The sequence below is a fragment of the Paraoerskovia marina DSM 21750 genome (genome assembly GCF_000701465.1).
Lineage (GTDB): Bacteria > Actinomycetota > Actinomycetes > Actinomycetales > Cellulomonadaceae > Paraoerskovia > Paraoerskovia marina.
Window position 1 is genome coordinate 1,078,273 of the sequence record NZ_JNIY01000003.1, and the last position, 14,158, is coordinate 1,092,430.

At 71.9% G+C, this 14,158-nt stretch carries 14 protein-coding genes; 7 read left to right on the top strand and 7 right to left on the bottom strand.

Annotated elements, in window-relative coordinates; all coding sequences use genetic code 11:
• Positions 1–42: 42 nt before the first annotated feature.
• Positions 43–1,860, bottom strand: a complete 1,818-nt coding sequence (locus tag Q343_RS0105125; protein ID WP_248616739.1) for an AMP-dependent synthetase/ligase — start codon at positions 1,858–1,860, stop codon at positions 43–45.
• A gap of 58 nt (positions 1,861–1,918) precedes the next feature.
• Between Q343_RS0105125 and Q343_RS13865 the strand changes: the two genes are divergently transcribed.
• Complete coding sequence (locus Q343_RS13865; RefSeq protein WP_052366933.1) at positions 1,919–2,287, top strand: chorismate mutase; 369 nt, start codon at positions 1,919–1,921, stop codon at positions 2,285–2,287.
• Positions 2,288–2,405: 118 nt separating this feature from the next.
• Positions 2,406–3,590, top strand: a complete 1,185-nt coding sequence (locus Q343_RS0105135) for a baeRF2 domain-containing protein (RefSeq protein WP_029252512.1) — start codon at positions 2,406–2,408, stop codon at positions 3,588–3,590.
• Between the two features lie 26 nt (positions 3,591–3,616).
• On the opposite strand, the gene Q343_RS0105140 is transcribed toward Q343_RS0105135, so the two are convergent.
• Positions 3,617–4,906, bottom strand: coding sequence for an MFS transporter (locus Q343_RS0105140; RefSeq protein WP_211248964.1), 1,290 nt, complete (start codon positions 4,904–4,906; stop codon positions 3,617–3,619).
• A 2-nt stretch (positions 4,907–4,908) separates the two neighbouring features.
• Complete coding sequence (gene valS / locus Q343_RS0105145; protein ID WP_081829615.1) at positions 4,909–7,740, bottom strand: valine--tRNA ligase; 2,832 nt, start codon at positions 7,738–7,740, stop codon at positions 4,909–4,911.
• Positions 7,741–7,820: 80 nt separating this feature from the next.
• Between valS and Q343_RS0105150 the strand changes: the two genes are divergently transcribed.
• The 4 genes from Q343_RS0105150 to cofC all read left to right on the top strand — a co-directional run bounded on the left by Q343_RS0105150 (position 7,821) and on the right by cofC (position 11,299).
• A complete protein-coding gene (locus tag Q343_RS0105150) occupies positions 7,821–8,711 on the top strand; it encodes a bifunctional helix-turn-helix transcriptional regulator/GNAT family N-acetyltransferase (RefSeq protein ID WP_029252515.1) in 891 nt (296 codons plus the stop codon).
• Positions 8,712–8,790: 79 nt separating this feature from the next.
• Positions 8,791–9,810, top strand: coding sequence for a TIGR03557 family F420-dependent LLM class oxidoreductase (locus Q343_RS0105155; RefSeq protein ID WP_029252516.1), 1,020 nt, complete (start codon positions 8,791–8,793; stop codon positions 9,808–9,810).
• 12 nt (positions 9,811–9,822) lie between these two features.
• On the top strand, positions 9,823–10,665 hold the full coding sequence (locus tag Q343_RS0105160; RefSeq protein WP_052366867.1) for a coenzyme F420-0:L-glutamate ligase: 843 nt from the start codon (positions 9,823–9,825) through the stop codon (positions 10,663–10,665).
• Positions 10,649–11,299, top strand: a complete 651-nt coding sequence (cofC, locus tag Q343_RS0105165) for a 2-phospho-L-lactate guanylyltransferase (RefSeq protein ID WP_029252518.1) — start codon at positions 10,649–10,651, stop codon at positions 11,297–11,299. Before Q343_RS0105160 ends, cofC begins: the two co-directional genes overlap by 17 nt.
• Here the strand turns inward: cofC and cofD are convergent.
• From cofD to Q343_RS15675, 4 genes are read right to left on the bottom strand one after another with little or no spacing between them, the layout of a single operon-like run.
• A complete protein-coding gene (gene cofD / locus Q343_RS0105170) occupies positions 11,296–12,342 on the bottom strand; it encodes a 2-phospho-L-lactate transferase (protein WP_029252519.1) in 1,047 nt (348 codons plus the stop codon). The genes cofC and cofD overlap by 4 nt on opposite strands.
• 3 nt (positions 12,343–12,345) lie before the next feature.
• On the bottom strand, positions 12,346–12,933 hold the full coding sequence (locus Q343_RS0105175; RefSeq protein ID WP_029252520.1) for an HhH-GPD-type base excision DNA repair protein: 588 nt from the start codon (positions 12,931–12,933) through the stop codon (positions 12,346–12,348).
• A gap of 43 nt (positions 12,934–12,976) precedes the next feature.
• Complete coding sequence (locus Q343_RS0105180) at positions 12,977–13,477, bottom strand: GNAT family N-acetyltransferase (RefSeq protein WP_029252521.1); 501 nt, start codon at positions 13,475–13,477, stop codon at positions 12,977–12,979.
• Positions 13,474–13,602 carry a hypothetical protein gene (locus Q343_RS15675; RefSeq protein WP_282706015.1) on the bottom strand — a complete coding sequence of 43 codons (129 nt, stop codon included), beginning with the start codon at positions 13,600–13,602 and terminating at the stop codon, positions 13,474–13,476. Before Q343_RS15675 ends, Q343_RS0105180 begins: the two co-directional genes overlap by 4 nt.
• A 76-nt stretch (positions 13,603–13,678) precedes the next feature.
• Between Q343_RS15675 and Q343_RS0105190 the strand changes: the two genes are divergently transcribed.
• Entirely contained in the window at positions 13,679–14,155 is a 477-nt protein-coding gene (locus tag Q343_RS0105190; RefSeq protein WP_029252522.1) for an anthrone oxygenase family protein, read from the top strand.
• The last annotated feature ends 3 nt before the right edge of the window (positions 14,156–14,158 follow it).

Genomic DNA, 14,158 nt, shown 5'->3' on the forward strand with positions numbered 1-14,158 from the left:
TCCGGCGCGGTCGACACACCGCGGCCGGACCCGCCACTCGCCCTAGCGAGGTGCGTAGAGTGCCTCGATCTCGTCCGCGAAGTCGTCGAGCACGAGGTGGCGCTTCACCTTCAGCGACGGGGTGAGGTACCCGTTCTCCTCGGTGAGGTCCGTGTCGAGGACGCGGATCTTCCGGACCGACTCCGCGCGGGAGACCAGCTCGTTGGCGTGTGCCATCGCGGCGTCGAGCTCGGCGAGAACCGCCGGATGCGTCCGCGCCGTCTCGACGTCCATCGCCGGGATTCCCTGCGTCGCGCACCAGTGGGCGATGCCGTCGGGGTCGATCGTCACGAGTGCTCCCACGAACGGGCGCTGGTCGCCGACGACGACCGCCTGGCCGACGAGGGCATGGTGACGGAGACGGTCCTCGAGGGGTGCCGGTGCGACGTTCTTCCCGCCCGCGGTCACGATGATCTCCTTGAGACGGCCGACGATGCTGACGTAGCCGTCCTCGTCGATCCTGCCCAGGTCTCCCGTGCGGAACCACTCGCCGTCGAACACCTCGGCGGTGAGCTCGGGCTGGTTGCGGTACCCCTGGAAGACGTGGCCGCCGGAGACCTGCAGCTCGCCGCTGTCCGCCACACGCAGCGAGGCGCCGGGGAACGCCTGCCCGACGGTTCCGACCCGGGTGTGACCCGGGCGGGCGACCGCTGTCGGAGCCGTCGTCTCCGTCAGTCCGTAGCCCTCGAGGATCGTCAGGCCTGCACCACGGAAGAAGTGGGCGAGGTCGTCGCCGAGCGGTGCACCTCCCGAGATCGCGAAGCGGGCCTGTCCGCCGAGAGCCTCGCGGAGCGTGCCGAGGACGAGCTTGCCCGCGACCGCGTGCCGGGCGCGGACGCCGACGCTCACCGAGCCTTCGTCCAGCGCGTGCGAGAAGTCCCGTGACGCCCGTGCAGCCCAGCGGAAGACCTTCCCCTTGAGCCCGGTCCCCGCCTTCTGCTCGGCACCCGCGTAGACCTTCTCGAAGATCCGGGGGACCGCGAGCAGATAGGTCGGCCTGAACGTCGTCAGGTCTGACAGCAGCTGCTTGGTGTCGGGGGAGTGGCCGACGACACCGGGCGACGCCACCGCCATCACCTGGATGTAGCGCGCGAAGACGTGCGCGAGCGGCAGGAAGAGGAGCGTGCGCGAGCCTGGGGGCGAGACGATCTCGCTGAGGCCCTGGACACCGTTCAGCGCGAGATAGACGAAGTTGCCGTGGCTCAGCTCGACGCCCTTCGGGCGCCCGGTCGAACCCGACGTGTAGATGATCGTGGCGATGTCGTCCCGCTGGGCGGCGTTCCGACGGCGGACGGCCCGCTCGGGGTCGACGTCCGCGCCGGCGGCGACGAGCGTGTCGATCGCCCCGTCCTCAAGGACCAGGACCCGCTCGACGGAGGGGAGCCGGTCGCGGACCTCGGCGATCGCCGCGGCGTGCGCGGTCGTCTCGGTGACGACGACGCGGGCTCCGGAGTCCTCGAGGATCCAACGAACCTGTTCCGGGGAGGACGTCTCGTAGACGGGGACCGGGACCAGACCGGCGTCCCAGGCGGCGAAGTCGAGCAGCATCCACTCGTAGCGGGTCCGCGACATGATCGCGACCCGGTCGCCTTTCTGCAGGCCGAGTCCCAGGAAGCCGTGGGAGACCGCGCGGACCTGCTCGGCGAACTCCGTTGCCGTCGTGGGCTCCCACGCGCCGGACTCCGCACGGACCTCCACGAGTGTCTCGTCGCCCCGGGTGCGCACCCGGTCGGCGAGGAGGTCGGAGATGGTGGTCCGTGGCCCGACCTCGACGAGGCTGGGCGAGACGCTCTGCGGCTGGGGCGCGATGGGTGGTTGCACGATGTCCGACCTTACCGTCTGGCGTCGGACGGACGCGCCTCACCTCTACGATCGAGGCATGGATGAGCGACCGACCTCCGACACCGTCCGCACGACCACCGCCGTCGAGATCCCTGCCGAGATCCTGCGGCTGCGCGGGAGCATCGACAACATCGACGCGGCGATCGTCCACCTGCTCGCGGAGCGCTTCAAGTGCACCCGCCGGGTCGGTGAGCTGAAGGCGGAGGCGGGCCTGCCTCCGGCCGACATGCGCCGCGAGCGTGCGCAGATCGAGCGGCTCGGGTCGATCGCCCAGGCCTCGGGCCTCGACCCGGCGTTCGCTGAGCAGTTCCGCGAGTTCATCGTCGGAGAGGTCAAGCGTCAGCACCGCTCGATCGCGGACGAGCGGGACGGTTCGTCCACGGACGGTCCTGACCTCTTCGCCTGACCTCGGTGGGGCGACGGCCGCCAGCGTTGGCATGGACGACCGAGGTGTCGCACCCTGGAGTGATCCTCGGCCGTGCGGGCTCGTCGCCGCACGGTCAGCCAGCGACGGAGGGATCTGCATGAAGATCGATTGGCTCAAGCCCCTGCTCGGCAGCACGGGACCGTTCGCGACGGCCACGCTCGACGTCTCCCGGGGCGGTGAGTCGGGGGAGCGGGAGCTCCGGGCGCGATGGCGCTCGGTGGTGCGCGACCTCGACAAGGCCGGAGCTCCGGCGGCGGTGGTCGCCGACCTGGAGGATCGTGCCCTGCGGCCCACCCACGTGCACGGCCCGCACGGCCGCGTCATCATCGCGACGGCGGAGGACGGCGTCCTGGTCGACCGGATCCTCGCCGCTCCACCGACCGCCTCCCGGGGCCACTGGGGTGCGGCGCCCGAGCTCGGGCCCGCGGCGCGCGCCGCTGACGAGTCCGTCAACTACCTGCTCGTCGTCGCCGACCGTACCGGCGCGGACCTCTACCGCAGCACGCCCGGAACGGGTGGGATCGAGGTCGAGCGGAGCAGCGTCGAGGGCGACCACGACGCCGTCACCAAGGCCAAGGTCGGTCGCTACGAGGAGAAGCGGGTCGAAGGACGGGCGGAGGACTCCTGGGAGCGGAACGCCGAGGCGATCGCCGCACGTGTCGACCGGATCGTCGCGGAGCACGGTCCCGAGGTCGTGCTGCTCAGCGGCGACGTCCGGGCGTGCGCCCTGGTCCGGGGGGCGGCGACCCGCAAGACGGGCGACCTTCTGGTCGACGTCCAGGGCGGTGCCCGGGACAGCGGGGTGAACCAGGCGTCGTTCGACGCGCACATCGCCGAGGCGCTGGCGCAGGTCCGGGAGAGCCGTCGGACGTCCGTGTTCGAGGAGCTGCAGGCTGCGGTGGCGCGCGACGCCGGGGGCGTGACGTCGCTCGCGGACGCCGTCACCGTCCTCCAGCGCGGTCAGGTGCGCGAGCTGGTGATCACGGCCTCGGCGCTCGACGGCGACACGCACTCCCTCTGGGTGGGGCCTGACCTGTTGCACCTGGCCTCGTCGAAGGAGGAGGTGGAGGCGCTCGGGATCGCCGCCGACGACGTGCGGGAGCTGCCGGCGACGGTCGCGGTGATGCGTGCGGCCCTCGGGCAGGATGCGGGCGTCACCGTGGTCGGCCACGACCTGCCGGGCGGCGTCGGCGCGCTGCTGCGATGGGCTGACGAGGACACGCCGCACGACGCGTCGCCGAGCATGTCGGGCGACGCGGAGCGGTTGCGTCCCGCCTCGTAGTCCTGTGCCGTGCCGGCCGGTCGCGCTTACGGGCGTGGCCGGCCGGCGCGTGCCACGACAGGGACGAGGACGAGCGCGAGCACCCCGCCCGCCAGGGCCAGGCCCGTGTACGACGCGCCCGCGACGACGACCCCGGACAGCGCACCGCCCGCCGCCCCCGCCAGCGCGACGAGCACGTCTACGCGGCCCTGGGTCCGGGCGCGCGTGGCGAGGGGTGCGGCGTCGGTGACGAGCGTGGTGCCCGCGACGAGCCCGAGGCTCCATCCGAGGCCGAGCAGCGCCAGCCCGATCGCCACGAGCACCACCGAGCTGCCGGAGACGGCGGCGACGAGGCCCGCGCCGAGCAGCGTGACGGCAGCCAGCACCGCGACCGTCCGCGGTCCGTGGCGGTCGACCAGTCGGCCGGATAGCGGGGACGGGAGGTACATCGCACCCACGTGGATCGCGATCACCAGTCCCACCGCACCGACATGCCCATGGTGGGCCATGTGGACCGGCGTCATCGTCATGATCGCGACCATCACGATCTGCGTGACGACCATGACGGTCGCGCCGAGGGCCACACCGCGGTTGCGCGCCGTGACGGTGGGGGGTGCCGTGGCCGTGTCGGGTGCGGCGACGGGCATCGAGGACGGTCCCGGGTCACCGGCGGTGCCCGTGTCGGCGTCTCGCGAGATCTCGAGCGCTCGCAGGAGCGGGTCGGGGCGCAGGAAGATCCAGAGAACCAGCGCGGCGCACGAGTACGCGACCGTCGCGAGCACGAAGGGACCGGCCAACCGGGGCAGCCCCCAGTCGACGGCCATGTCTCCGGTCAGCCCGGTCAGGGTCGGACCGACGACCGCGCCGACCGTCGTCGCCACGAGCACGGTCGAGAGCGCGCGGGCACGCCGTGACGGGGCCGCGAGGTCCGCCCCCGCATAGCGCGCCTGCAGGTTCGCGGCGCTGCCGGCACCGTAGACGAAGAGCGACGCGAAGAGGAGCAGGGACGAGTCGGTCACCGCCGCGACGATCACCCCCAGGCTGCCGAGAGCCCCGACGGCGTACCCCGCGGCGAGCCCCACGCGACGGCCAGAGCGTCCCGAGGCGACCCCGATGAACACGGCTGCAAGCGCCGAGCCGAGCGTGAACAGCGTGCTCGGCACCCCCGCGAGCGACGTCGACCCGAGCATCTCCTGCGCGAGAAGCGCACCGACGGTGATCCCGGCAGCCAGCCCGGCGCCCGACAGGATCTGCGCGCAGACGAGCACGACGAGCGTCCGCCGCTGCTCGGGTGCATCGCCGGCCGCACCCGCGGGGAGAGCCGGCGATGCGGCCACGGTCAGCCCTTCTTGCGGACGACGGGCTCGCCGAGCTCGTGCGAGACGACGACGAGACCGCCCTGGACCGCAGCGTCGCCCTGACCCTCGGTCGTCTCGACGATCACGAGGTCCCCGGTCACGCGGCCGCCGTTGCGCACGTCGACCGCGGATGCCTCGACACCGCTCACGCCGGCTGCCGGCACGGCGAGCTCCACGGCGAGGATCGGGGTCTTCATCGAGACCTTCGCCTCGGACTTGAGGCGACGCAGGGCGGCGAGGGCGTAGCCGGCGTAGGCCAGGACCTCGGGGTCGGCGCCCTCGGCCGCGGCACGCAGGGGCGCGGCCGAAGGCCACGGAGCGCGGTGGACCGAACCCTCGCGCCACCACGACCAGACCTCTTCGGTCGCGAACGGCACGTAGGGGGCGAAGAGCCGGAGCATGGTGTCCAGCCCGAGCGCCAGGGCGACGCGTGCGGACCGGGTCTCCTGCGTCAGGTCCTCCTCCTCGGCGCCCGCACCGTAGGCACGGTCCTTGACCAGCTCGAGGTAGTCGTCGCAGAACGCCCAGAAGAACGTCTCGACGGTCTCGAGCGCGCGCGTGTGGTCGTACGTCTCGAGCGACTCCGTCGCCCTGTCGACGACGTCGGCCAGGCCGGCGAGCATCGCTCGGTCGATCGTCTCGGTCACGAGGGCCGGGTCGAGGACGATCTCGCCGTCGCCGCCGAACGCGAGGGCGAACTTCGAGGCGTTGAGGATCTTGATCGCCAGGCGGCGCCCGATCTTCATCTGACCGACCTCGAACGCGGCGTCCGTCCCGAGGCGGGCCGACGCGGCCCAGTAGCGCACGGCGTCGGACCCGTGCTCCTCGAGCAGCCCCATGGGGGTGACCACGTTGCCCTTGGACTTGGACATCTTCTTGCGGTCGGGGTCGAGGATCCAGCCGGAGATCGCGGCGTTCGCCCAGGGCAGGCTGCCGTGCTCGAGGTGCGAGCGCACGACCGTCGAGAAGAGCCACGTCCGGATGATGTCCTGGCCCTGCGGGCGCAGGTCCATCGGGAAGACGCGCGAGAAGAGGTCCTCGTCGCGCTCCCAGCCGCCCGCGATCTGGGGTGTCAGGGACGACGTGGCCCAGGTGTCCATCACGTCGGCCTCGCCCACGAACCCGCCCGGCTCGCCACGCTGGTCCTCGGTGTAGCCCGGTGGGACGTCGGAGGCCGGGTCGACGGGGAGCGACGCCTCGTCGGGCACGATCGGGGCGTCGTGGTTGACGTCGCCACCGTCCGTGACCGGGTACCAGAGCGGGATCGAGACGCCGAAGAAGCGCTGGCGCGAGACGAGCCAGTCGCCGTTGAGGCCGCCGACCCAGTTTTCGTACCGCACCTTCATGAAGTCCGGGTGGAACCGGATCTCCTCGCCGCGCGCCAGAAGGTCCTTGCGCAGCGTCAGGTCCTTGCCACCGTTGCGGATGTACCACTGGCGCGACGTCACGATCTCCAGCGGCTTGTCGCCCTTCTCGAAGAAGTTCGCCTTGCGCTGCGTGGCCACGGGTTCGCCGTCGAGGTCGCCCGACTCACGCAACGCGTCGACGACGAGCGCCCGGGCGCTGAAGGTCGTCTTGCCACCGAGCTCCGCGAAGAGCGCGGCGCCCTCGGGGCTCGTGATCCAGGGGGCGGGCTCGGCGTTCAGACGCCCGTCGCGTCGCACGACGGAGCGCATGGGCAGGTCGAGCTCTCGCCACCACTGGACGTCGGTGAGGTCGCCGAACGTGCAGCACATCGCGATGCCAGCACCCTTGTCGGCCTGGGCGGCGGGGTGGGCGAGCACCGGGACCTCGACGTCGAACAGCGGGGAGCGGACGGTGGTGCCGAACAGGCCCTGGTAGCGCTCGTCGTCGGGGTGCGCGATGAGCGCGACACAGGCCGGCAGGAGCTCGGGACGCGTGGTCTCGATGTAGATCGGTGCGGCGGTCGAGCCCGTGGTCTCGTCGGTCGAGCCTGTCGTCTTGTCGGCCGAGCCTGTCGTCTTGTCGGCCGAGCCTGTCGTCTCGTCGGTCGAGCCTGTCGTCTTGTCGGTCGAGCCTGTCGAGACCGGGTGGAACGCCACGCGGTGGAGGTGCCCGGGGTAGTCGCGCGCCTCCAGCTCGGCCTGCGCGACGGCGGTCTGGAACGTGACGTCCCAGAGTCCGGGAGCCTCGGCCTGGTAGGCCTCGCCCCGCTGGAGGTTGCGCAGAAACGCCTTCTGGGCGACGGTCCGCGAGTCCGCGGAGATGGTCTGGTAGTGGTGGTTCCAGTCCACCGACAGCCCCAGACGGCGCCAGAGCGCCTCGAACTGCTTCTCGTCCTCGACGGTCAGGCGCTCGCAGAGCTCGACGAAGTTGCGCCGCGAGATCGGCTGCTGGTCGGCCGCCTTGATCGACTTGCCGTCGCCGCCCTCGTGCGGGGGCTCGTAGCCGTCGGTGTAGGGGAGGGTGGGGTCGCAGCGGACGCCGTAGTAGTTCTGGACGCGGCGCTCGGTGGGCAGGCCGTTGTCGTCCCACCCCATCGGGTAGAAGACCTCCTTGCCGCGCATGCGCTGGTAGCGCGCGACGACGTCCGTGTGCGTGTAGGAGAACACGTGGCCGACGTGCAGCGACCCGGAGACCGTGGGGGGCGGTGTGTCGATCGAGTAGACCTCGGAGCGCGGTCGCGTGCGGTCGAAGGCGTAGGTCTGCTCGGCGTCCCAGCGGGCGTCGTACTTGTCCTCGAGCCCGTCCGTGCTGACCTTGTCCGGTACGCCACGGACGACGGCGCGCACGACGGCGGACGGCGGGGTGGTCGTGGTCTCGGGGGCGTCGGCGGACGAAGGTGTGCTCATGGTCCTCATTGTTCCAGATGGGCGCGCGGCGACAGGACGCGTTCGCCCGCCGGGCCAATCTCTGACTAGAGTCAGAGGTTATGCACGAGATCGACGACGACCAGACCGCCGTCCTACGCCGTTTCAACCGGAGCTACACCCAGCGGATCGGTGCCCTGGACGACTCCTTCCTCGGCAGCGGCATGCCGCTCGGGACCGCTCGGGTGCTGTACGAGATCGGCACCGGCGTCGACATGGTCGCGGCCCTGCGCGCGCGTCTCGACCTCGACTCCGGCTACGTCAGCCGGATGCTGCGTCGACTGGAGTCCGACGACCTGGTGGTCGTCGCGCAGGACCCGGCCGACCGGCGTCGGAGGACGGTCGCGCTGACGTCGGGAGGGCAGGAGCGCTGGGACGCGATCGAGGCGTCCAGCGGGCGGCGGGCGGCCGGCCTGATGGAGCCGCTCTCGCCGCGGCAGCGGGAGCGGCTGACCGCCGCGCTCCGCGAGGCAGACCTGCTCGTGCGGGCTGCCACCGTCGACCTCCGTCCCGTCGATCCCGAGGACCCGCGCGCCGTCGTCGCCGTCGGTGCGTACGTCGACGAGCTGAACCGGCGATTCTCGGAGGGGTTCGACGCCGCCCGGGCGACCCGCGAGGACGCGGTCAGTCTGCGGCCGCCCCGGGGGGTGTTCCTGGTCGCCGTCAGCGACGGCGACCCGGTCGCGTGCGGGGCCGTGCGCACCATCGGGCCCGGGGTCGCCGAGATCAAGCGCATGTGGGTCGACGCGACCTGGCGGGGTGCCGGGCTCGGGTCGAGGATGCTCCGTCGTCTGGAGGAGGAGGCGGCGAGGCTCGGGGACTCGGTCGTCCGCCTCGACACCCGCGGGGAGCTCTCCGAGGCCGTCGCGCTGTACGAGCGTGCCGGGTACCGGCCGGTCGAGCGCTACAACGACAACCCCGACGCCGGCCTCTTCTACGAGAAGGCACTGTGACGGCCGAGGCACGGAGCTCGACGGGCCGACTTCTCGTCGAGTGATGGTCGCCCGCCGCCAGCAGGGCTAGTGTCGGAGCATGTCTGCGAACACCCCCGCATCAGGGCTCACGGTCGGCTACGCCGCCGCACTCGAACAGTTCCACCCCACCGACGTGGTGAACTACTCCGCCTACGCCGAGGAGCACGGCTTCTCCGGCACGATGGCGGCAGATCACTTCCAACCGTGGGTCCCCGCACAGGGCGAGTCGTCCTTCGTCTGGAACGTGCTCACCGCGCTCGGTGAGCGGACGACCGGTGACCTCGGCCCCGGCGTGACGGCGCCGACGTTCCGGTGGCATCCCGCCATGGTGGCCCAGGCCTCCGCCACGCTCGCCGCCATGTACCCGGGACGGCACTGGCTCGGCCTCGGTTCCGGAGAGGCGCTCAACGAGCGCGTCATGGCCGGCTACTGGCCGGAGGCGCCCGAGCGCATCAACCGGATGTTCGAGGCGATCGACATCATCAAGCGGCTCTTCGCTGGGTCGCTCGCCGGCAAGGACGTCAAGCACGCCGGGCAGTTCTACAAGCACGAGTCGGCGCGCCTGTGGACGATGCCCGAGGTGCCGCCCGAGATCCTGGTCGCGACCGCCGGGCCGATCACGGCCAAGCGTGCCGGCAAGCACGCCGACGGCCTCATCACCGTGGGTGCGCCGCTGGACAAGATCGGCATGCTCTTCGACCGCTTCGCGACGGGGGCCAAGGAGTCGGGGCGCGACGCCGACGAGATGCCGCGGGTCCTGCAGCTCCACATGTCCTGGGCACCCACGTACGAGGAGGCGCTGGCGAACGCCCTCGACCAGTGGCCCAACGGCGGCATGAAGTTCCCCAAGGGAGACATCCGTTCACCGCACGACCTCGAGCAGATGGCGAAGCTCGTCCGTCCCGAGGACTTCGAGGGCCGGCTCCTGATCTCCGAGGACCCGGACGCCCACCGTGCGTACATCCAGCAGTACGTCGACCTCGGTTTCGACCGGATCTACCTGCACAACGTGGGTCGCAACCAGCGCGAGTGGATCGAGACGTTCGGCGCAGACGTCCTGCCGAACCTGAGTCGATAGAGGGGGACGACGATGACGGGATCCGTACCCGCCCGGTTCGAGGCGTGGGCACCCGACGGGATGGGCGAGGTGGTGCCTGGCGACGACCTCGCGACGCTCGTGGCCGACCTGCTCGAGTCGAGCGGCGGTGTGACGGACGGCGACGTCGTCGTCGTCACGAGCAAGGTCGTCTCGAAGGCCGAGGGGCGGGTTCGCGCGGCGGAGGGCCGTGAGGAGGCGATCGCGGAGGAGACGGTCCGCGAGGTCGCGTCCCGGACCTCGCCGACGGGAGTGCTCCGCATCGTCGAGAACAGGCTCGGTCTCGTCATGGCCGCGGCCGGCGTGGACGCGAGCAACACGCCGGAGGGGACGATCCTGCTTCTGCCCGAGGATCCGGACGCCTCCGCTCGCGCGCTCCGTGCCGGCCTGCGGGCCCGGCTCGGCGTGCGGGTCGGAGTCGTCGTCTCGGACACGGCCGGGCGGCCGTGGCGGGAGGGGCAGACCGACTTCGCGATCGGCTCCGCCGGTGTGCGGCCGCTCACCGACCTGCGGGGGACGCGCGACACCCACGGCCGGGAGATCGTCGTCACCCGCACCGCGGTCGTCGACGAGATCGCCGCGGCGAGCGAGCTCGTGCGCGGAAAAGCTGCGGCACGGCCCGTCGCGGTGCTCCGCGGGCTCGCGGTCCACGTGACCGACGAGGACGGTCCCGGGGCGGCCTCGCTCGTGCGGCCCGCGGAGGAGGACCTCTTCCGGCTGGGCAGCGAGGAGGCGTACGAGGAGGGGTACGCCTCGGGATTCGAGGACGGCGCGACCGAGGCCGCCGACGCCGACCGCGAGGTCGACGTCGAGCCGAACGTTGACGACAACGCCTGACGACTCCGCCTGGTGGCTCGTCGTTCCGGTCAAGCGTCTCGAGCACGCCAAGTCGCGGCTCCACCCGGCGCTCGCAGGCGATCTGCGCCGTGAGCTCGCGCGCGCGTTCGCGCTCGACACGCTCACGGCCGTGCTCGCCACCCCGGAGGTCGAACGTGTCGTCCTGGTCAGCAGCGAGCCGACTGTCGTCGACCGCCTCGCCGGTGACTCGCGGGTCCGCGTCGTCCCCGACCCCGGCGCGGGCCTGCGCGCGGCGATCGGTGCAGGGCTCGGGGTGATCGACCGGCCGGTCCACCGTGGCGTACTTCTGGGCGATCTCCCGGGACTGCGGGCCGGGGATCTCTCGGTGGGTCTGCGTCAGGCCGGCAGTGTTCGACGTGCGTTCGTGCCCGATGCCGAGGGAACCGGGACGACGCTCCTGGCAGCGGTCGTCGGTGAGGAGCTGGCACCGAGGTTCGGGTCCGGCTCGGCCCGAGCCCACGAGCGGGTCGGGCACGTGTCGTTGGACGACGCGCCACGACGGTTGCGCCGCGACGTCGACGCGCCCGGCGATCTCGAGGACGTGGTCCGGCTCGGCGTCGGCACCCACACCGCGCACGTGCTCGCCGGGCTGGCGACCGACGACGTCCGCTAGGTCGTCAGCCGTGCGGCCGCGACGCCGAACGCGGCGTCGACCATCCGGCCCGTCGCCGTGCGACCGTCTGCTCCCGGCTCGTCGCCCATGAGGAGCGGCAACGCACGAGCGGTGATACCGACGTCTTCCAGCCGCTCGACGGCAGACTCGTCGGTGTCGTCCACGAGCCACCCGTCGAGAACACCTGTGGTCTCGGAGCGCGTCGGGGAAGGTTCACGACGTGAGCCGTAGTGGCGGGCGACCGCCTCGGCCGACGTCTCGACGCCGATCGTCGTCAGACAGGCGTCGGCCATCCCGCGTACCGGTGCACCCCCGAGGATCGGTGAGACGCCGACGACGGACGCCGACGTCCTCGTCATGGCCTCGTGGATGCCGGGGACGCCAAGGATCGTGCCGACCGACACGACGGGGTTGGACGGCGGCAGGAGGACCAGGTCCGCCCGGGTGATCGCGTCGAGGACGCCTGGCGCGGGGCGGGCGTCGTCGAGGCCGACCTGGACGAACCGCCGCGCGGGCAGCGCCGCGCGGTGCCGGACCCACCACTCCTCGAAGTGGATGAGCCGCGTCCCCGAGGGGGACGACGCGTCGTCGACCTCGACATGCGTCTCGCAGGGCTGGTCGGACATCGGGAGGAGGTGAACCCCTGGCTGCCACCGCGCGGCGAGACGTTCGGTGACGGTGCTGAGCGGCAGGCCCTCCCGGAGCATCGCCGTCCGCGCGACATGGGTTCCGAGATCGAGGTCGCCGAGCGTGAACCAGTCCCATCCGAGGCCGTAGGCGTGGAGCTCGTCCGTCACCCGCCGGCTCTCGTCCGGCCGGCCCCAGCCCTGGCCCTCGTGGATGCCGCCGCCGAGGGTGTACATCACCGTGTCGAGATCGGGACAGACCCGCAGGCCGTGCAGCCACATGTCGTCGCCGGTGTTGACGACCACCGTGATCTCCGCGGAGGTGCCGTCGGGTGTGCCGTGCCGGGCGAGATGGTCACGGAGACCACGCGTGAAGCGTGCGCCCCCGACCCCGCCCGCGAGCAGCGTGATGCGCACCGATCAGCCCTTCGCCGCCTTGGCGGCCGCCTTCTGCTGCTTCTTGAAGTCCCGGACCTCATGCAACGACCCGGGGTCGGTGACGTCGGCGATCGACCGGCGCGACCCCTCGTCGCCGTAGGAGCCCGCCGCCTCGTGCCAACCCGCGGGCGTCACGCCCCGCTGCTTCGCGAGCAGAGCGAGGAAGATCTTCGCCTTCTGCTCGCCGAAGCCCGGGAGCGCCTTGAGCCGCCGGAGCACGTCCTTGCCCGACGGCGCGTCCTCGCCCTCGGCGGCCGACCACAGGAGCGTGACGTCGCCGCCGTACATGTCGAGGATCACCGTGGCCACCGACTGGATCCGCGCCGCCATCGACCCGGGGTAGCGATGGACAGCCGGAGGAGTGGCGCACAGTGCCGCGAACTCCTCGGGGTCGGCCGTCGCGACAGAAGCGACGTCGAACGTTCCGAGGCGTTCGCGGATCTTCTGCGGGCCGGCGAACGCCTGCTCCATCGGGAACTGCTGGTCGAGCAGCATGCCGACCAGGAGGGCGAACGGGTTGGTGTCGAGCAGCTCGTCGGCGTCGGGGTCGCCGGTCATCCAGAGGGTCATGGATCCATCTTCGCAGGAGCCGCGTGTCGGGGCCCGCGACGCGTCATCGGACGAGGCGGATCTCGGCGAGCCCCGCGAACCGCTCGTTCGTGCTGCGGGCGCCGTCGGGGACGAAGCCGTTGCGTCGGTAGAACGCGACGGCGCGAGGGTTCTGCTCGGCCACCCAGAGCTGTGCCGGTTCCGACGGGTCGAGCACGGACTCCAGGAGGGAGCGCCCGACCCCCGTGCCGTGGTGGGCGGCGAGCAGGTAGAGCGTCGAGAGCTCCCGGTCGCGGACCGCCGGTGCGGCGCCGTGCGCCCCGACCCGCGGCGCCGCCGACAGGGCGATGCCGACGACCTGATCGCCGTCGACGGCGACGGCGATCCGGTGGTCGGGATCTGGTGTCGAGAGCAGCCTGGTCCAGAGCTCGACCCGGTCGGCGACGGAGCGGGTCGCCCAGAAGTCGTCGGGGAGGAGCGGGCCGTAGGTCTCGAGCCAGGAAGCGTGGTGGACGGCACCCATTCCCTCGGCGTCCCGCACATGGGCCCCGCGGACGGTCGTCACGGGCGCGAGTTCTCGAAACCGGTGAGCGTGTGCGTCTCGGTGCTGCACCCGAAGACCTCCGCCCAGAAGGTCAGTGCCCGGCGGGCGGTCCCGGGCAGGTGGGGGTACGGCGTCGGCGCGGTCACGACGCCAGCGTATCCACGTGGCGCCGGGCTGGCGCGCCGCCCGGCATCGCGGAGAAGTTCCTGCCACCCTCAGCACATGGACCTGTTCCTCAGCGTGTTCGTCGTCGTCCTTGCCGCCGTGGGAGCGGCGGTGGTCGCCGGGATCTACGTGTCGCTGTCGGCGGTGGTCATTCCCGCCTTTCTGCGACTCAAGCCGGCGAGCGGGGCGATCGCGATGCGTTCGGTCAACCGGACGTCGGCGCGCTGGCCGCTGCTTGTCGTCCTCGGAGCGACAGCCGTGGCCGCGCTCGTCGCTCCCGTGCTCGTTCTCGCGCTCGACGCCGGGGGGCCGAGTCCGTGGTGGGTGCTCGCGGGGTCCGTCCTCACGCTCTCGGTGTTCGTCCTGTCGGTGGTGAAGACGATTCCGCTCGACCGACGGCTCGGCTCGATGGAGTCGGCCGAGGCCGCGGAGTTCTGGCCCGAGTATGCCCAGCGGTGGACGGCCTGGAACGACCTGCGTGCCGCCGCGGCGGGAGCCGGAGCCGTGCTGCTCGTGGTCTCGCTCGTCGCCTGACCG

Coding starts and splice junctions, on each gene's coding strand:
- Q343_RS13865 (WP_052366933.1), top strand. CDS start 1,919: ATGGATGAGCGACCGACCTCCGACACCGTCCGCACGACCACCGCCGTC.
- Q343_RS0105135 (WP_029252512.1), top strand. CDS start 2,406: ATGAAGATCGATTGGCTCAAGCCCCTGCTCGGCAGCACGGGACCGTTC.
- valS (WP_081829615.1), bottom strand. CDS start 7,740: ATGAGCACACCTTCGTCCGCCGACGCCCCCGAGACCACGACCACCCCG.
- Q343_RS0105150 (WP_029252515.1), top strand. CDS start 7,821: ATGCACGAGATCGACGACGACCAGACCGCCGTCCTACGCCGTTTCAAC.
- Q343_RS0105155 (WP_029252516.1), top strand. CDS start 8,791: ATGTCTGCGAACACCCCCGCATCAGGGCTCACGGTCGGCTACGCCGCC.
- Q343_RS0105160 (WP_052366867.1), top strand. CDS start 9,823: ATGACGGGATCCGTACCCGCCCGGTTCGAGGCGTGGGCACCCGACGGG.
- Q343_RS0105175 (WP_029252520.1), bottom strand. CDS start 12,933: ATGACCCTCTGGATGACCGGCGACCCCGACGCCGACGAGCTGCTCGAC.
- Q343_RS0105190 (WP_029252522.1), top strand. CDS start 13,679: ATGGACCTGTTCCTCAGCGTGTTCGTCGTCGTCCTTGCCGCCGTGGGA.